We start from the raw sequence: 17813 nt of genomic DNA, 5'->3' as shown, positions 1-17813 counted from the left end.
AACCTATCCTGGACGCGTGTCTTATCATCCGTACCGGACCTACCGCACCACCGTCGCCCGTCGCGAACAGCTGTCGCCGCACTTCGTGCGCCTGACCCTGACGGGCCCCGATCTCGGGCATTTCGGGACGACCGGCCTCGACCAGCGCATCAAGCTCGTGCTGCCGCTGGCCGACGGATCCTTCACCGATGTCGGGCAGTTCGACGAGTCGATCGGCATGATGCAGTGGTATCGCCGCTGGCGAGAACTTCCCGATGAGAAGCGCAATCCGATCCGGACGTACACGATCAGGTCGGTGCGCCCCCGATCCCGCGAGATCGACATCGACTTCGTGCTGCACGGCACCGAGGGCCCCGCATCCGCCTGGGCGTCGACCGCCGCCCCGAGCGACCCGGTCGTGGTGGTCGGGCCGGACGCGCGCTCCGCGGAGACCGGCGGGGTGGAGTGGAATCCCGGCACGGCGCGCTCCGTGCTCATCGCGGGCGACGAGACGGCGGTGCCTGCGATCTGCGCGATCGTCGAGGCGCTGCCCGCGCACCTGACCGGGTCCGTCTACATCGAGGTGCCCACGGAGGCCGACGCGCTCCCGCTGGCCGCCCCCGACGGCATGACGGTCACCTGGCTGGCGCGCGGAGGCACCGCGCACGGGTTGCGCCTCAGCGCCGCCGTGCACGCCTGGGGCGAGGCGCAGGCCGCCGAGCGCGCGCCGCGGTCCGCGGGAAGCCGAGGGAGGGCGGCGGCCGAACGCGGCGCGACGCCCTCTGGTCGTGCCGAGGCCGAGTTCTCGGAGCCGCGGGACGATGAGGTGCTCTGGGACGTGCCGGAGTCGTCGAGCGGATCCTGCTACGCATGGCTGGCCGGAGAGGCGAGCACGATCACCGCCCTGCGCCGGCATCTCGTCCGCGACCTCGGCATCGACCGCCGCTCAGTCGCGTTCATGGGGTACTGGCGTCGCGGGCGGGCCGAAGCGAGCTGAACCCCGGGACATCCGCCGGGCCCGGCCTGGCCGGGCTGGGTGGCCCGACCGGGCTGCGCGGGCTGACCGGGCTGCGCGGGCTGACCGAGCTCGCCGGGCTGGGCGGGCTAGCCGGGCCGGGATGCCGCCCGCACATCGCCTGGCGGACGCCCGAGCCGAGGGCCCGCAACCGAGCGACCGCTCGGGCGACGGCGACGGCGACGGCGACGGCGACGGCTCAGACTCGCGCGCGCTGCGCGACCGCCGCCTCGGTGCGGGTGGCGACGCCGAGCTTGCGCAGGATCGCCGACACGTGCACGCTCGCGGTCTTGCCGCTGATGAACAGCCGCTCGCCGATCTGGCGGTTGCTGAGGCCCTCCGCGATGAGATCGAGCACCTGCTGCTCGCGGGCGGTGAGCTCTGCCCCGGCCGTCGCTGGGATCCTCGTCGCCGGGTGCAGGCCGGCCGCGTCGACGAAGTCGGCGACGCGGCGGCGCAGCCGGTCGTGGCTGAGGCTCTCCGCGATCGCCGCAGCCTCCGCGGCCGCCTCGACCGCGGACGACCTGTCCCCGTCGCCGACCAGCGCCCTGGCGCGCTCCAAGCGCACCAGAGGACGGAACACCGCCGGGACGTCGTCGCGATCGGCGATCGTGGCGGCCTCCTGGAGCGCCTGCGCGTCCGCGTCGAGCAGGGCCGTCAACACCGTCGCCCAGGACGGCTGCTGGAGCTCGACCGGCAGCGACCGCCAGCGTGCGCGCACCGACTCCGTCATCGCCTCGGCGAGGGCCGTGTGCCCGTCCGCCCGCAGGTCTGCCACCACACGGCCGCCCTCCAGCAGGATCCTGCCCAGCAGGGCGAGACGCGGTCCCGGATCCTCGATCACCGTGCGCAGCTCGACGGCGGCGCGTGCCGGATCTCCGAGCCCGAGCGCGATGAGGATCTCGACGTCGTGCAACGAGTACCAGACCTGACGCTCGACATCCGCGACGGCTTCTGCGGTGGAACGCCACTCGCGCAGCAACTGCACCGCCTCGCTCAGGTCCCCGCGCCACACCAGCGCCCGGATCCGCGACATCGTGGAGTACATCCGGAACACCTGCAGCGTGCGCATCGTGAGATCGCGCACCGTCGCCTCCTCGGCGCGACGGATCTCGCCCAGCTCGATGAGCGGCTCCACCATGTTGTGGGAGAGGATCGCACCGGTCGCCCGCTCGACGCCGAGGCTCCGCGAGTGCGCGACGCCGGCCTCGGCGACCTCGACCGCCTCGCGGAATCTGCCCAGCATGTTCAGCGCATCGGCGTAGTTCACCCGGTACCGCAACTGAGCATCGTGGTCGGTGGCGTGCTCCCACGACAGTCGAAAGTCGGCCAGCCCCGCGTCGACCTCGCCGAGATGGATGCGGCTGCACCCGCGCAGGTTCGCCGCAACCGACATGGCGTTGTCGAACCCGATCCGTTCGGCGATCCGGTAGGCCTCGTCCGAGGTCTCCACCGCGCGCCGCAGACGCCCGCCCGTGAGATGCCGGCCTGCGAGGTAGTTGAGCAGCGTGGCGTGCAGCCGCTCCTCGCCCGCGCAGCCCTCGATCACGGAGAGCGCCTCGGTGAGCAGTTCGACGGAGCCGTGCCGCCCGAGGTTCTGCAGGTACAGGGCCTTGTCGCGCAGCAGCCGGGCGTGCACCGCCGATTCGACGCTCTCGTCGATCTCCTCGAGCGCGAGGGACACGACCGCCAGCGCCCGCTCCCCGTCCCCGCCGTTGCGCAGGATCGAGCCGAGCTGCGCCAGCAGCGCGATGCGCCCGATCCCGGCGACCTCCTGCGCGTCGGGAACCTGCTCCCACAGCTCCAGCGCGAGTTCCCCGAACCGCGCGGCGGTGGAGAAGGCATAGCTGTTCTTCGCCTGCACCATCGCGCTCACCGCGGCGCCGAGGGCGCGTGGCGAGTCGTGCGCCCGATGCCAGTGGAAGGCGAGCGCAGACGCCGAACCACCCGACGCCTCCAGCGCGTCCGCATATGCCCAGTGCAGGCGGGCGCGTTCGCCCGGCAGCAGGTCGTCGTGCACGGCCTCGCGCAGCAGCGCGTGCCGGAAGCCGTAACTGTCGTCGTCGCGCACCGCGAGGATCCCCGCGGCCATCGCCTCGCGCAGCGCGTCGTCGAGTCGCTCGCCATCGAAGCCGGCGAGGGTAGTGAGCAGGCCGTGCGAGATCGCCCCGTCCGATCCGGAGGAGAGCCGCACCACCTTCTTCGCATCGTCGCCGAGCGCGTCGAACCGGGAGAGCAGCACGTCGCGCAGTGTGTCCGGCATGGGTCCCTGCACGTTGCAGAGCAGCTCCTCGACGAAGAAGGGCACGCCCTCGCTGCGGTCCATGAGCCGCGCGAGCGCCGCGTCATCGACCGCCCCGCGCAGTCCCAGCACGAGGTCGCGCACCTCGACCGTGTCGAGCCGGCGCAGCGTGACCCGGTCGAGCAGCCGCGCCCGCTCGGCCTCGGCGAGGAAGGCGCGCACCGGGCCGCCGCGACGCACTTCGTCGATGCGGCAGGTGAGCAGGAACAGCACGGGCCGCCCGGCGAGCGCGCGCAGCAGGAAGGACAGCATCGACAGGGTCGCCGCGTCGGCCCAGTGCAGATCCTCGACCACGATCACCACGGGCCGGATCGCGGCCGCGGCCTCGAGCAGATTCGCGATGGTCTCGCGCAGCCCCTCCGGGCGGATCGCGGACCGGTCGACCGGTGCCGCGGCGCGCTCCGGCAGGAGCAGCTGCAGGGCGTCTCGCCCCGGGCCGGCCGCCTCGTCGGCGCGGTCCCCGAGGGCCTCGAGCAGCGTGCGCAGGATCGCCGGCAGCGGGCCGAAGGGCGCGGGAGTGGATCCGTAGTCCAGGCACCAGCCGGTCAGCACGGTCGCCTCGTCCGCCACGCGGCGACGGAACTCCGCGGTCAGCCGGGACTTGCCGATGCCCGCCTCGCCGCCCACGAGCACGGAGGCGGCCTCACCCGCGCCGACGCGGCGCAGTGCTTCGTCGAGCAGCGCGAGTTCGGCGTCGCGCCCGACCATGGCGGCCGACGTGGTGGCGAGGGACATGCCTTCATCGTGCCACCCGCCACCGACATCCGGCGGCGGGCCGGCCGGGTCGCCGCTCTCGGCAGATCCGGCAGCGCCACCTGACGGGGAAGAACCGGGCGAGACTCCCGACGCAGAAGAGCCGCCCGACGACAGCGGGTCCTGGAGCGGATCCGTCGCCGGGAGGCTCTCGCGTGCGCGGTCATCCGACCTCAGGGCCGGCGCCGACGTCACGCCCTCGGGTGCCGGGGCGGACGCCTGCCCGGTCATGCCGCGTGCGGTGCGCAGCCGACCAGCTCGCCCCGGCGGTCCCCTTCCTCGGTGTGCGCCGATGCGGCGGGCACGGACTCCGGGGTTGCTGCAGCGTCTCCGCGGCGCGGTGCGGGCGGCGCGCTCACGGAGGCCGTGGCGGGCGGGCCGGCGACCGGCGCGGGCACGCCGGCACGACGCGCCCGCAGACGCCGCAGCACCCGGCGCAGGATCCCGTCGCGGGGCACGATCATGTCGGCGTGCTCGGCGACCACGCGGGCGCGCTCGGCGCGGATCGCGGCCTGCTCGAGCTCGAGGGTGGTGATGCGGTAGCTCATCGCGTAGTTCAGATCCATGATGTCTCTCCTTCTCCGGTACTCATACGCTCGTCGCTAAGGCCCCCTCGCCCCATCGGGCAGATGCCTTAACTTCGCGAGGCGGCACCTCAGATCCGGATCCGCGTCACGGCAGCAGGCGCGATCGCCCGCTCGACGGGGACCGCCCGCACACAGCCGGCCGGACTACCGTGGAACCATGCGTCCGCTCGCCGCCCTCCGCGCCGCCCGACGCGCGCCGCTGACGCAGGTGGCGAAGTCGGCGGCGGCCACGATCGCGGCCTGGCTGATCGCCGGCTGGCTCGTGCCGGGCCACCTGCCGGTGTTCGCCGCGATCGCCGCCCTGCTCGTGGTGCAGCCCAGCGTCAACCAGTCGTTCGCGAAGGCCGTGGAGCGCAGCATCGGCGTGATCGCGGGCGTCGTGATCGCGGTGCTGCTCAGCCTGGCGCTCGGCGGGCTCAGCTGGGTCGTGCTGCTCGCGGTCGTCGTCGCGATGGTCGTGGCCTGGTCGTTCAAGGCCACCCCCGGCACCGCGAACCAGGTCGCCATCTCGGCGATGCTCGTGCTCGCGCTCGGGTCGTCCAGCCCGGACTACGCCGTGGACCGCATCCTGGAGACGCTCATCGGCGCCGCCATCGGCCTGATCGTGAACCTGGCGGTGGTGCCGCCCGTGCTGATCGCTCCTGTGCGGCGCGACCTCGCCCTGCTCGGCGGCGAGCTGGCCGCGACGCTGGACAGGCTCGGCGACGCCGTCGCGGGCGAGCAGAGCCCGCAGCGCCGTCAGGAGCTCATGCTCGAGGCGCGGTTGCTGCGCCCGATGAAGGACTCCGCCGACGTCTCCCTGACCGCCGCGGAGGAGTCGCTGACGCTGAACCCGCGCGGATCCCGCCACCGCCCGGAACTGGCCGCGATGCGCGCGCTCCTGGAGCGGCTCGGGCCGATCGTGACGCAGGTGATCGGAATGACCCGCGCCTACGTCGACCAGTACGACGAGACGCTGTCGGCCGAGCCGTCGGTCGCCGCGATCGCCGACCAGCTGCACCGCGCAGGCCACGACGTGCGCCTGGCCGTGCAGCTCGCCGCGGTGGACCCGGAGCCCGAAGCCCTCACCTCCGCGATCCCGGCGCTCACCTCGCCGCTCGACATCCGTCCGCCGTCGTCACGCAACTGGGTGCTGATCGGATCCCTGACCGAGGATCTGCGCCGGATCCGCGCGGGCCTGCGCGACGAGGCCTGAGGATCCGCGACGGCCGACGCCGGACCCGCGTGCCCGCATCTGCTCACTGGTCGTGAATTGCGGCTCCGGGCAACCGAAGACCGCAATTCGCGACCAGCGAGCGGACGGAGGGCATCTCTCATCGCCGCCTCCCGTTCTCAGGATGGATTCCGCCCGGTCCCCTCGAAATCCCCGTATTTCCGCCGTTCGGACAAATCCGTCCTGAGAACGGTTCGTGAAGGCAGGCGGCTTCAGACGCCGATGAACTCCTCGCGGGGTCCGAAGTCGGGCTCCTCGCGGATCTCCACCGCGGATCCGATCGCGTCGGTGTCGAGCACCCGGACCTCATTGCGGCCGGCCCGCCACAGCGGCCCCGGCGCGTACAGCGTGACCTGCGGACCCACCGCGCGGTTGCGGCCGAGCAGGAAGCCGTTCAGCCAGACCAGGCCGTTCCCGCCGCCGGGGAACGCCAGCCACGCGTCCGCCGGATCCGCGATGTCGAACACCGCCACGGCGAGACCGTCCGACGGCGCCGCGGCCTCGGGCTGGATCGACGGCGCCGAGGTCTCGGGCTGGATCGACGACGCCGCGGCCTCGGGCTGGCCCGCCAGGGCCTCGTCCTCGACCAGGGAATCCGCGGGCGCGGTCAGCGGCAGCACCCGATGCGTCCAGCCGTGAGCGAACCGACGGCCGATGCGCACGCCGGTGAGGATGCCCTTGTGCTCCCCCAGATGCGCGCCGTAGTTCACCCGCCCCTGGCTCTCGACGACGAGCGTCAGCAGTCCGGACACCGGCGTCTCTTCGCGGGAAGGCAACGCGAGCGACAGCTCGCCGTCGCGCTCCAGCACGCCCAGCCGCTCGCCGTCGAGGAACACCACGGCGCGGTCGTGCAGTCCGTCGACGGACAGCTCCGCCCCGGGCGGGAAAGAGATCCGCGCCTCGTAGGCGACCAGGCCGTCCTCCGCGGCGAGCCCTTCGAAGGTGAGCGGCATCGGCGCCGTGGCCGTCACAGGCATCGCGCGCACGACGTCGAGCAGGGAGCCCCGCGGCGTCAGGGGTGCCGATGCGGCCGGCTGCCGGCGCGGCGGATCCGGGACCGGCGGCAGATCTGCGTCATGGAACGGCGCGAACACCGCCCGCAGGGCGCGGAACTTGTCGTTCAGCGTGCCGTCCTCACCGATCGGCGCATCCGAGTCGTAGGAGGTGATCGTCGGCTGCAGCCGGCCGTCGTGGTTCGCCCCCGCCCACAGGCCGAAGTTCGTGCCGCCGTGCGCCATGTACAGGCTCACGGATCCGCCCTCGGCCAGCAGCTCCTCGACCGTGCCGATCATGCTCTGCGCCGACCGGACGTGGTGCTGCTCTCCCCAGTGGTCGAACCAGCCGCCCCACAGCTCCGCGCACAGCAGCGGTTCGTCGGGCTTGCGCAACGCGGCGGCGGCCGCGACCCCGGTGCCGAACGTGAAGGAGCCCATCGCGCCGTCGACGCTGCCGTTCACGACCATGTCCGCGGTGGTGCCGTCGGCGGTGGTGAGGAGCTCGACGATCCCTCGCGAGCGCAGTCCGTCGCGCAGGTGCTCGAGGTAGTCGCGGTCGCTGCCGAAGGATCCGTACTCGTTCTCGATCTGCACCGCCGTGATCGGCCCGCCGTGCGCGGCCTGCAGCGCCGCCAGCCGCGGGATCAGCTCGTCGTACCAGGCGTCGACCGCGGCGAGGAAGACCTCATCGCTCGTGCGCAGCGCCCGGGTGCGGCCGCTCAGCCAGAACGGGATGCCGCCGTTCGACCACTCCGCGCAGATGTAAGGGCTCGGGCGCACGAACACGTCCAGGCCGATCTCGCCGGCGAGCCGAATGAACCGCTCCGCGTCGCACCAGCCGTCGAAGTCGAACCGCCCCTCGACCCGCTCGTGGAAGTTCCACGGGATGTACGTGTCGACGGTGTTCGCGCCCATCGCCGCCAGCCGGCGCAGCCGGTCCTCCCACTGGTCGGGGTGGATCCGGAAGTAGTGCACGGCACCGGACAGCATCCGGAACGGCCGTCCGTGCCGCCGCAGCTCGCCGTCGCCGTAGGTGAGCGCGGGGCTCGGAGTCTGAGTCATGGCTCTCCCGGGGTGCGGTGCGATGTTTGCGTCACCATTGTGGCCTACGACCACGAGGGGACGCATGTGCCCGCGCGAAGCGGTGCGAAACTCAGTCGATTCGGCGGCTTTCCCTCGTCCTAACCCGACGGCGACCCGAATCGACTGAGTTCGGCGCGCCATAAGCTGAGCGCATGCCCACGTCCCTGGCGCAAGCGCTCGCCGACCTCGCTGCGCTGGAGGATCCGAAGGCCCGCGCGATCAACGAGCGGCACGGCGATGCGCATGGCGTGAATCTGTCGAAGATGCGTGCGCTGGCGAAGCGGATCGGCACGGATCCTGAGCTCGCCCGCGAGCTGTGGGGGTCCGGCGACGTCGCCGGACAGCTGCTCGGGATCCTGGTCGCGAAGCCGCGCGAGTTCGGTGCCGGGGAGTTCGATCGCATGGTGCGCGAGACGCTGAGCGCGAAGGCGCACGACTGGCTCGTGGCGTACCTGGTAAAGAAGTCGCCGCTCGCCGAGGAGCTGCGCATGCGCTGGCTGGACGACGCGGATCCCGACCCACGGGCCGCGGCCTGGTCGCTCACCTCGGCCCGGGTCGCGAACAGCCCTGAAACCCTCGATCTCGACGCGTTGCTCGATCGCATCGAGCACGAGCTCGCCGACGCCTCCGGCCGGGAGCAGTGGGCGATGAACGAGACCCTCGCCTCCATCGGCATCCACCACGCGCGCCTGCGGGACCGGGCGATCGCGATCGGCGAGCGCCTGCAGGTGCTCGCCGACTACCCCACCCCGCCGAACTGCACGTCGCCGTTCGCACCGCTGTGGATCGCGGAGATGGTCCGCCGTCAGGGCTGAGCAGGGCATCGGCGGCACCCGCAGGTGGATCGGTGGGCCGGCACCCGACGCGGATCGCCGCTCGGATGCGCATGCCGCCGATGCCCGGCGCGGGGCCTGCGCGCGCCACAGGACGGAGGCCGCGGATCCGCGCACGGTCCCCGCGCATCCGCGCACCGCTTCGCCGCAGACGGATCCGCCCCAATACCCTGATCGCATGAGCACCCACATCGCCGCCGCACCCGGTCAGATCGCCCCCGTCACGCTGTTCCCCGGGGATCCGCTGCGCGCGAAGTGGATCGCGGAGAACTTCCTCGACGGCGCGGAGTGCTACTCCGAGGTGCGCGGCATGCTCGGCTTCACCGGCACCTGGCAGGGGCACAGGGTCTCGGTTCAGGGATCCGGCATGGGGCAGCCGTCCATGTCGATCTACGCGAACGAGCTGTTCCGCGACTACGACGTGCAGACTCTCGTGCGCGTGGGATCCTGCGGGGCGCTCACCGAGAAGGTCGGCATGCGCGACATCATCATCGCGAACGGCGCGTGCACCGATTCCGGCATCAACCGGATCCGCTTCCACGGCCAGGACTACGCGCCCGTCGCCGACTTCTCCCTGCTGCGTCGCGCGGTCGAGGCGAGCGAGCGGATGGATCTCGAGCACGCCGTGCATGTCGGGCTGCTGTTCTCGGGCGACCAGTTCTACAGCACCCGCCCCGAGCTCACCGACCCGCTGGTGCAGCACGGGGCCCTCGCGGTCGAGATGGAGACCAGCGCTCTCTACACGCTCGCCGCCTTCTACGGCCGCCGCGCGCTGAGCATCTGCACCGTGTCCGACCACCTCGTCACGCACGAGGAGACCACGGCCCTGGAGCGCGAGCAGAGCTTCGGCGACATGATCCGCATCGCCCTGGAGGCCGCGACCGCGGTCTGAAGGGTCGGGCTTGCGGATCCGCGCGACGTCTGGGCGATCCGGCGACGCCTGCACGATCGGACTGGCGGATTCCTCGTGCATCCGTCGCACGATCGTGCGAACGCCGCACTCAGACGAAGTGCGCTCAGAGAACGCCGGACCCGCGCAGGATGTGGCTGCGCGCGTCGACGACCGCGGAATCGTCCGGCACCGCGGCCAGTTCCTGCAGGCACCGATCGGCGACGCCGAAGAACATAAGCCGTCGAGACGGAAGATCGCGATGCGCTCGTCTCCGGGAACCGCGCCCCAGGCTCGGCTCCCGGACGACTGCGCCGAGCGAGGCGGACTTCCTCAGCGTCAGGAAGGCGCGGCTGTCGATGCCGCCGTCGCCCCCAACCGTTCTCAGGACGGATTCTGCAGACCGGCGGAACGCGAGGCTGTTTCGGCGCGGAGCCGGGGTTTCATCCTGAGAACGGTGCGACAGCCCGCCCGCCCTCAGCGCCGGCGTACGGGCGCGCTTCGGGTGGGATGATCGAGGGATCATGTCTGTGCGCCTCGATCCGTCCGTCGTCCGCCCGGCTTCGGGGGTCGCGGATCCCGACGCCGTCTATCTCGCGTTCGTGGAGTGGGCCGAGTCCACCGGCATCTCGCTCTACCCCGCGCAGGACGAAGCGGTCATCGAGATCGTGTCCGGGCAGAACCTGATCCTGTCCACGCCCACCGGGACCGGGAAGTCGCTCGTGGCTGTCGCCGCGCACTTCGCGGCGCTCGTCGACGGCCGCCGCACCTACTACACGGCGCCGATCAAGGCGCTGGTCAGTGAGAAGTTCTTCAGCCTCGTCGACGTGTTCGGCGCGGAGAACGTGGGCATGGTCACCGGCGACTCCGCGGTCAACGCCGACGCCCCGATCGTGTGCTGCACCGCCGAGATCCTCGCCAACCTCGCCCTACGCGAAGGGCCGGAGGCCGACGTCGGCCAGGTCGTGATGGACGAGTTCCACTTCTACGGCGACCCGGAGCGCGGCTGGGCCTGGCAGGTGCCGCTGGTCACGCTGCCGCAGGCGCAGTTCGTGCTGATGTCGGCGACGCTCGGCGATGTGACGGCGCTCGCGGCCGATCTCACCCGTCGCACGGGCCGGGAGACGGCGGTGGTCACCGGGGTGGAGCGGCCGGTGCCGCTGCACTTCCTGTACGAGACCACGCCGATCCACGAGACGATCGACGACCTGCTGCACACGGATCGGGCGCCGGTCTACGTCGTGCACTTCTCCCAGGCCGCGGCGATGGAGCGCGCCCAGGCGCTGGCCAGCGCGAAGGTCGCCACCCGGGAGCAGCGCGACGAGATCGCCGAGCTGATCGGCGGGTTCCGGTTCACCACGTCCTTCGGCAAGACCCTGTCCCGGCTGCTGCGCCTCGGGATCGGCGTGCATCACGCAGGCATGCTGCCGAAATACCGCCGGCTGGTCGAACAGCTCGCCCAGCGCGGCCTGCTGCGCGTGATCTGCGGCACCGACACCCTCGGCGTCGGCATCAACGTGCCGATCCGCACGGTGCTGCTCACCGCGCTGACCAAATTCGACGGCACCCGGATGCGTCAGCTCAACGCGCGCGAGTTCCACCAGATCGCGGGGCGCGCCGGCCGTGCGGGTTTCGACACCGCCGGCACGGTCGTCGCGCAGGCGCCGGAGCACGAGTCGGACAACATCGCCGCGATCCGCAAGGCGGGCGATGATCCGAAGAAGAAGCGCAAGATCATCCGCAAGAAGGCGCCCGACGGCTTCGTGTCGTGGGGAGAGCCGTCCTTCCAGAAGCTGATCGCCGCCGAGCCCGAGACGCTCACGTCGCACATGCAGATCACGAGCGCGATGATGCTCAACGTGATCGGCCGCGGCGGCGACGTCTTCGCGAATATGCGTGCACTGGTATATGACAACCACGAGCCCCGGTCGCGGCAGCGGATCCTGGCGCTGCGCGCCCTCGGGATCTACCGGACCCTGCGGGAGTCGGGTGTCGTGCAGCAGGTGCCGCTCGACCGGTCCCCGAGCCTGTCGAAGGGCAGCGGCCGCATGGAGATCCGTCTCACTGTCGACCTGCAACCGAACTTCGCGCTCAATCAGCCGCTGTCGCCGTTCGCGCTGGCGGCGTTCGAGCTGCTGGATCCCGACGACCCTTCCTTCGCGCTCGACGCGATCTCGATCGTGGAGGCGACCCTCGACGATCCCCGCGCGATCCTGAGCCAGCAGGAGTTCCTCGCTCGCGGCGAGGCCGTCGCGGCGATGAAGCGCGAGGGCATAGAGTACGACGAGCGCATGGAGGCGCTCGAGGACATCTCCTATCCGAAGCCGCTGGAGGAACTGCTGTCGGCGGCGTTCGAGACGTTCAGCGCCGCCCAGCCGTGGATCCGCGACTTCGAGCTGCACCCCAAGTCTGTCGTCCGCGACATGTACGAGCGGGCCATGTCGTTCGGGGAATATGTGGCGCAATACAAGGTCGCGCGCTCCGAGGGCGTCGTGCTGCGCTACCTCTCCGACGCGTATCGCGCGGCCTCGCAGACCATCCCCGAGCATCTCAAGACCGAGGAGCTGCGCGATCTCATCGAGTGGCTCGGCGAGCTCGTCCGCCAGGTCGACTCGTCGCTCCTCGACGAGTGGGAGGAGCTGATCTCCGGCCATCTCCACCCGCACGCCGACGAGCCGGTGGTGCCCCCGGCGCCGAAGCGACTGACGACCAACGTGCGCGCGTTCCGGATCCTGGTGCGCAACGAGCTGTTCCGCCGCGTGCAGCTCGCGGCCAGGGAGAACGTCGATGCGCTCGCCGAGCTGGATCCGGAGTTCGGCGCGGACGGCTGGGACGCGGCCCTCGACGCGTACTTCGCGGAGCACGACGAGATCCGCACCGGTCCGGACGCCCGCAGCGCCGCGCTGCTGATCATCGACGAGACCGGCGGCCCCGACCGCGAACGGCCCGCCCGGTCGTGGGCGGTCCGGCAGATCCTCGACGACCCGGCCGGCGACCACGATTGGGGAATCTCCGCGACCATCGACCTCGACGCCTCGGACGATGCGGGCGAGGCCGTCATCGTGGTGACGGGCGTGGACCGGCTGTGACGGGATCAGCTCTGCTTGTCGAGTTCCATGATCAGCAGGTCCGCGTCCTTCGCGACCTCTGAGCAGGGGCGTTCGGCGGTCATGAACAGCGCCGTGGTCCGCGAACTGGTATCCGTGAACCGGTCATCGAGGGCGGGGTCTCCCGGGAACGCGATCGTGAGGCGACAGGTCTTCCCGTCCCACTTCTGCACGGCCGAGTGACCGGCGATGGTCGCGGTCTCCGCGTTGCCGCGCGTGTCGAGGCCGTCCGCCAGCCCTGAGCTGACCTGGAACCGGGGCGAGTCGGCGGCGTTCTGGCGCTTCTCCGAACAGCTGCGCGCATCGGGCGAGTCGACGACGAGCGGCCCGGCCTTCGGATCGCTCAGCCCTAGTGATCGCGGGAGGCCGGCCGCCTTCGCCGCGGCGCAGATGTCTTTCGTCAGCAGGTCGCCCTTCGCCCACGGGATCGTCGGCAGCGGCGGCTCGGCCGCCACGCGCGCGACCAGCCTCAGGATCGCGAGCTCCTTGTCCCGGTCGATGTCCGTGGTCGTGGGCTGCAGCGCCACGATCCGGTAAGCGACCCCGATGTCGGTGTACACGGTCGCCGTCGCCGCGCCGCTCACGACGCCGGACACCAGCACTCCTCCGTCGACGAGCAATCGGGGCCGATCGGGGGCCGTGATGGCTGCCCAATCGCGCGCCGTCGGCCAGGACGTGAGTGAGACGGCGTACGCCGGAAGTCGGTCGTCGGCGCTCTGCTCCGGGATGAACACGGCGCAGCCCGCCGGGTCCGAGGTGATGGACCTGGTGGCCGTGACCTCGCCGACCGCGACGAGCGACCACGACAGCTGAGACTGCGCGATCAGCGCGCAGACGTCCAGCGAGCGGATCTGCTGGGCGCTCATGGCCTTCGGCTGCGGCAGCACGGAGTGGGTCGGCGCGGGAGCCGGGCTGGTCCCCGTGCACCCCGCCAGCAGCAGTCCGGCGAGGCCGGCGATCGCGCCGACGAGCAGGCCGCGGCGCAGCGGTCCCTTCGAGCGCCAGGCTCCACGCTCACGCAGCTGACTCATCGCCGTCTCCCCCGTCATCGAGTCCGTTCCTGCGAGGCTACGCGCGTGGTTCCGCGGGCGGGATGGGGAGAACTCCCCATCGCGAGGATCCGCCCCCGCGGTCCGACGCATCGCGTCAACGGATCGTCGCAGTGTCGGCGGACCGGCGTATCGTCGGAGCAGGGGACGCGGATCGGAGGGCATCATGACCAACCACGAGCACGACGACCGGGCCCGTCGCGGCCGGGCCAGCCAGGGCGGCCGGATCCACCAGGGAATCGTCCCGTCCTATCTGCTGGCCAAGCTCGCGCAGTCGGAGCGCTATCCGCAGGCCGCCGATTCCGCGCGGCAGACGCTGATCGCGGGCCTTCCCGCACAGCACCGCGCGCAGCTGCAGCTGTCCATCGGCGCGGACGGATCGCTGGTCGCCGCGGTCGCGGCGGCTCCGGATCGCACGATCAGCGATGCGCACGCCACCGAGAACCTCCCCGGAACCGTCGTGCGCAAGGAGGGCGATCCTGCCGTCGCCGACACAGCGGTCAACCAGGCGTTCGACGGTCTCGGCGCGACGTTCGAGATGCTGCTGGACGCCTTCCAGCGCGACTCGGTCGACGGGAAGGGTCTGCCGCTGGATGCCACGGTGCATTACGGATCCGGCTACGACAACGCCTTCTGGAACGGCAAGCGGATGGTGTTCGGCGACGGGGACGGCCAGGTCTTCCAGCACTTCACCGCCGCGACCTCGGTGATCGGGCACGAGCTGGGGCACGGCGTCATCCAGTACACCGCTGGTCTGGGCTACCAGGACCAGCCGGGCGCGCTGAACGAGTCGCTCGCCGACGTCTTCGGCGCGCTCACCGAGCAGCACCTGCTCGGTCAGACGGCCGACAAGGCCACCTGGCTGATCGGCGCGGGCATCTTCACCCCGGCGGTGCACGGCAAGGCGCTGAGGTCGATGCTGCATCCGGGCACCGCCTACGATGACCCGGAGCTCGGCAAGGATCCGCAGCCGGCGGACATGAGCGGCTTCGTGCACACCACCGAGGACAACGGCGGCGTGCACATCAACTCCGGCATCCCGAACCGTGCCTTCGCCCTGTTCGCGGTCGCGCTCGGCGGCCACGCATGGGAGACGGCGGGATCGGTCTGGTACCGAGCGCTCACGGGCGGGCTCCCTGCGACCGCTTCGTTCGCGCAGTTCGCGAAGGCGACGATCGCCGAGGCGGATTCGGTGGACAAGACCACGGGCGATGCGGCGCGCACCGCCTGGACCTCGGTGGGCGTGACCACGGCGGCGGGCGATGCGCGAGCCGCCGGCTGACGACCGCGATCCGCGCGGCACCCCGGTGGACTCGTCCGCCGGGGCCGCTGCCGATGCCGCGGATACCGGCGGCCCCGCCCCATCCGTCGCAGACGCTGGCGGTCCCGCAGACGCCCCCGGTTCCGCGGCCCCCGAGTGCGACAGCGACGGCGACGGCGACGGCGACGGCGACGAGGTCACGATCCGCGTCGCCCGCAGCGGCGGGATCGCCGGCATGACCCGGCGCTGGCGCGTCGTCCCTTCCCGCACTGAGACCGAGCGCTGGGTGTCGCTGCTGGAGCGCTGCCCGTGGGATGAGGATCCGGGATCCGCGTCCGGCGCCGATCGGTTCCAGTGGCGGATCGAGGCGCAGATCCGGCAGGTGCGGCACGAGCAGGTGATCCCGGAGGAGCACCTGTCCGGACCGTGGCGCGACCTGGTCGATGCAGTGCGCGAGGCGGCTCAGGACTGATCAGGCGGAGGGACCGGGATCGACACGGGCGACCCGGATCCGATCGCATCCGGCCGCACCGGGATCACGACGTTCGTACCGGTGCCCAGGCCGAGCCCGAACGGATCCAGTGCGGGCGGTTCCGGGAGATCCGTCGCCTCGTCACGGTCGAGAGGCTCGGACGGAAGGCCCGCCCACTCGGTCGGCTCTTCCGGCTTCTGCGTGAACATGCCCATGCCTCCATTGTGCGCCCCGACAGGCGAGCGGGCCGCAGAGAGGACCATCAGCCGCACCGCCCGTCGAGCAGGGGAGGGACGAGCGGCGTCAAGACGGATCCGCCCGCAGCGGAGGGACGAGCGGCTCAGAAAGCGCGCAGGGTCGGCCGCGCAGACGGCCGTGAGACGTCGGGCGTGAGCACCGCCAGGACGCGGACGAGCGTGGTCATCCAGACCACGCCCAGCCCGACCGCGATCGCCTCGAGGCCCGCGGCTGAGTACAGCCGCAGCGGGACGTGCAGCACGACCGCGCCGATCAGCAGGATGCCGAGCCCGATCGTCGCGATGACGAGGGCCTGGGGAGGACCGGGCAGGGTGAAGAGCGTGACGAGCGCCGCGGCGCTGAACAGCACGAGCGCGCCGATCGCGGCGGTCAGGTGCACGGGGCGGTTCAGCTCGAGCGGCACGAATCCCACGACGGCGAGTGCTGTGCCCGTCGCCGCCCAGAGCACCACCACGACCGCGATCCGGCTCAGCGCCGCATCTCCGAGCAGACGGTGCAGGTCGCGGCCGATGTACGCGCCGATCGTCGCGAACAGCAGGCCGGCGACGATGAGGGTGCCGTTGAACGCCCAGCCGCCGACTCCGAGCCCGAGCTGCGAGAAGTTCCGCTGCCACCAGTGCGGATCCGCCGCCGTCGCCATCGCGAACAGCGTGCCGATCGTGAGGAAGCCGAACAGCAGCGCCGAGAGGTCCCGCGTGCGCAGACCGACGCCCGCGGTGTACGCGAACCTCCCGCCGATCGCCGCCGCGACCCCCGCGATCAGGGCGCCGCCGAACGCCGAGGGCTCGAAGCCGTGCAGCCCGACCGCCAGCACGACGCACGCCAGCAGCACGCCGAGGGCCGACACCGCCGCGAACACCACGGTCAGCGCCACCGTGGCGGCGTGGGACACCCAGGCCTGCCAGCGCGGCATCGGATCCGTCTCACCTCGGCGGTGCTGCAGCGTGCTGACCACGAACGCGGCGGCCGAGATGACTCCGGCGACCGCGGCGACCGGAGCGCTCAGCGATCCCGTGCCCGTGAGAGGCCGAGGGGCGCCCTGCAGCAGCACCGCTCCCGCCGCCGTGCCGAGCGCGAAGCAGACCGCCGTCGCCCAGACCGTGCGGGTCTCGCCGAGCAGCAGCTTCCCCGTGTCCATACCGCCATCGAATCACGCACCGCCGACGCGGGCGTCACGGCGGACCGCGGGCCGCAGGATCCGGAACGGCGGACCGAGGGCCGCAGGATCCGGAACGGCGGATCGCACCGGTCCGCTCAGCCCGCCCGTCCGGCGCCGGGGAAGCCGAGCGACTCTCCGCGCAGAGGCCAGCGCCCGTTCCGCTGCCGGAACTCGATCGCGCGCAGGAACGGCGACATGTCGTAGAGCCGCAGGTTCAGCCGCAGTCGAGGGCCTGTCGCCGCACGGACCGTCAGGATCAGCTGCATCCCGGTCCCTTTGACGGTGTAGTCGACGATGTCGCTGTACGCGATCACGCTCTCCCGTCCGAAGATCGTGCGGAAGGCGACCTCGGCGTCGCGGGGCGCGACGTAGAAGTTGCCGTACATCATCAGGAACGCGAGGCCGCCGAGCGCGATCAGCACCGCCGCGATCCGCATCGGCAGCAGCATGCCGGCGTCGTCCCGCTCGGTGAACGCGGTGAGCCCGAGCAGCACGCCCACCGCGATGAGGAGACCGCCCGCGATCGGCACCAGCCGGGGCATGCGCTGGCGCTCCGGGTGCTCCGCCGACCGGTTCGGGTGCCGGCGCAGCCGCGCCACCGCCGCGCCGACCATGATCAGCACGGCGAGCACGAGAAGGGTCTTCACCACGAAGCCGGACATGCCTCGACCGTACCAACGCCCGGCCCGCCCAGCCGGCCCTGCAGTCCCCCGGTCCCCTCGACTGGGCCGGCACGCACACCGGATCCCGGCCGCCCGGGCGATGAGCCGGCGGGCGACCGGGACCGTGGTGCGGGGAGATGCTCCTATGGATGTCAAGGCTGGATCAGGACGTAGTAGATTTCGCGGGCGATGAGTC

15 protein-coding genes are annotated in these 17813 nt (G+C 71.8%); 7 read left to right on the top strand and 8 right to left on the bottom strand.

Annotated features, from left to right (window positions below):
• The first annotated feature begins 16 nt into the window (after window positions 1-16).
• Window positions 17-976 carry a siderophore-interacting protein gene (locus tag ACTJJZ_RS10365; RefSeq protein ID WP_440721105.1) on the top strand — a complete coding sequence of 320 codons (960 nt, stop codon included), beginning with the start codon at window positions 17-19 and terminating at the stop codon, window positions 974-976.
• Between the two features lie 217 nt (window positions 977-1193).
• Here ACTJJZ_RS10365 and ACTJJZ_RS10360 read toward each other — a convergent pair whose 3' ends face one another.
• Together ACTJJZ_RS10360 and ACTJJZ_RS10355 are read right to left on the bottom strand one after the other, a co-directional pair.
• A complete protein-coding gene (locus tag ACTJJZ_RS10360; protein WP_440721104.1) occupies window positions 1194-4031 on the bottom strand; it encodes a helix-turn-helix transcriptional regulator in 2838 nt (945 codons plus the stop codon).
• Between the two features lie 245 nt (window positions 4032-4276).
• Window positions 4277-4615, bottom strand: a complete 339-nt coding sequence (locus ACTJJZ_RS10355) for a hypothetical protein (RefSeq protein ID WP_440721103.1) — start codon at window positions 4613-4615, stop codon at window positions 4277-4279.
• Window positions 4616-4793: 178 nt separating this feature from the next.
• Between ACTJJZ_RS10355 and ACTJJZ_RS10350 the strand changes: the two genes are divergently transcribed.
• Entirely contained in the window at window positions 4794-5831 is a 1038-nt protein-coding gene (locus ACTJJZ_RS10350) for an FUSC family protein (RefSeq protein ID WP_440721102.1), read from the top strand.
• Window positions 5832-6061: 230 nt separating this feature from the next.
• On the opposite strand, the gene ACTJJZ_RS10345 is transcribed toward ACTJJZ_RS10350, so the two are convergent.
• Complete coding sequence (locus ACTJJZ_RS10345) at window positions 6062-7906, bottom strand: glycoside hydrolase family 35 protein (RefSeq protein ID WP_440721101.1); 1845 nt, start codon at window positions 7904-7906, stop codon at window positions 6062-6064.
• 173 nt (window positions 7907-8079) lie between these two features.
• On the opposite strand from ACTJJZ_RS10345, the gene ACTJJZ_RS10340 reads away from it, so the two are divergent.
• Both ACTJJZ_RS10340 and deoD read left to right on the top strand, forming a co-directional pair.
• Window positions 8080-8742 carry a DNA alkylation repair protein gene (locus tag ACTJJZ_RS10340; protein ID WP_440721100.1) on the top strand — a complete coding sequence of 221 codons (663 nt, stop codon included), beginning with the start codon at window positions 8080-8082 and terminating at the stop codon, window positions 8740-8742.
• A gap of 196 nt (window positions 8743-8938) precedes the next feature.
• Window positions 8939-9652: a purine-nucleoside phosphorylase gene (gene deoD, locus ACTJJZ_RS10335; protein ID WP_440721099.1), complete on the top strand. Its 714-nt coding sequence runs from the start codon at window positions 8939-8941 to the stop codon at window positions 9650-9652.
• A 124-nt stretch (window positions 9653-9776) separates the two neighbouring features.
• Here deoD and ACTJJZ_RS10330 read toward each other — a convergent pair whose 3' ends face one another.
• On the bottom strand, window positions 9777-10175 hold the full coding sequence (locus ACTJJZ_RS10330; RefSeq protein ID WP_440721098.1) for a hypothetical protein: 399 nt from the start codon (window positions 10173-10175) through the stop codon (window positions 9777-9779).
• Here ACTJJZ_RS10330 and ACTJJZ_RS10325 point away from each other — a divergent pair.
• Window positions 10174-12738 carry a DEAD/DEAH box helicase gene (locus ACTJJZ_RS10325; protein ID WP_440721097.1) on the top strand — a complete coding sequence of 855 codons (2565 nt, stop codon included), beginning with the start codon at window positions 10174-10176 and terminating at the stop codon, window positions 12736-12738. The genes ACTJJZ_RS10330 and ACTJJZ_RS10325 overlap by 2 nt on opposite strands.
• 5 nt (window positions 12739-12743) lie before the next feature.
• Here the strand turns inward: ACTJJZ_RS10325 and ACTJJZ_RS10320 are convergent, their stop codons facing one another.
• On the bottom strand, window positions 12744-13787 hold the full coding sequence (locus tag ACTJJZ_RS10320; protein WP_440721096.1) for a hypothetical protein: 1044 nt from the start codon (window positions 13785-13787) through the stop codon (window positions 12744-12746).
• A 184-nt stretch (window positions 13788-13971) separates the two neighbouring features.
• Between ACTJJZ_RS10320 and ACTJJZ_RS10315 the strand changes: the two genes are divergently transcribed.
• Entirely contained in the window at window positions 13972-15087 is a 1116-nt protein-coding gene (locus tag ACTJJZ_RS10315) for a M4 family metallopeptidase (protein ID WP_440721095.1), read from the top strand.
• Window positions 15068-15538, top strand: a complete 471-nt coding sequence (locus tag ACTJJZ_RS10310) for a protealysin inhibitor emfourin (protein WP_440721094.1) — start codon at window positions 15068-15070, stop codon at window positions 15536-15538. Before ACTJJZ_RS10315 ends, ACTJJZ_RS10310 begins: the two co-directional genes overlap by 20 nt.
• Here the strand turns inward: ACTJJZ_RS10310 and ACTJJZ_RS10305 are convergent.
• The 3 genes from ACTJJZ_RS10305 to ACTJJZ_RS10295 form a co-directional block, all read right to left on the bottom strand.
• Window positions 15529-15753 carry a hypothetical protein gene (locus tag ACTJJZ_RS10305; RefSeq protein WP_440721093.1) on the bottom strand — a complete coding sequence of 75 codons (225 nt, stop codon included), beginning with the start codon at window positions 15751-15753 and terminating at the stop codon, window positions 15529-15531. The genes ACTJJZ_RS10310 and ACTJJZ_RS10305 overlap by 10 nt on opposite strands.
• A 125-nt stretch (window positions 15754-15878) precedes the next feature.
• Window positions 15879-16934: a DUF998 domain-containing protein gene (locus tag ACTJJZ_RS10300; protein WP_440721092.1), complete on the bottom strand. Its 1056-nt coding sequence runs from the start codon at window positions 16932-16934 to the stop codon at window positions 15879-15881.
• Between the two features lie 116 nt (window positions 16935-17050).
• Complete coding sequence (locus ACTJJZ_RS10295) at window positions 17051-17617, bottom strand: hypothetical protein (RefSeq protein WP_440721091.1); 567 nt, start codon at window positions 17615-17617, stop codon at window positions 17051-17053.
• Window positions 17618-17813: the final 196 nt, after the last annotated feature.

Origin of the sequence: Microbacterium sp. 22242 (genome assembly GCF_052045495.1) — a bacterium.
Classification (GTDB): domain Bacteria; phylum Actinomycetota; class Actinomycetes; order Actinomycetales; family Microbacteriaceae; genus Microbacterium.
Note: the sequence above shows the minus strand (reverse complement) of the source record. Positions and strands in the feature narration are given on the sequence as shown.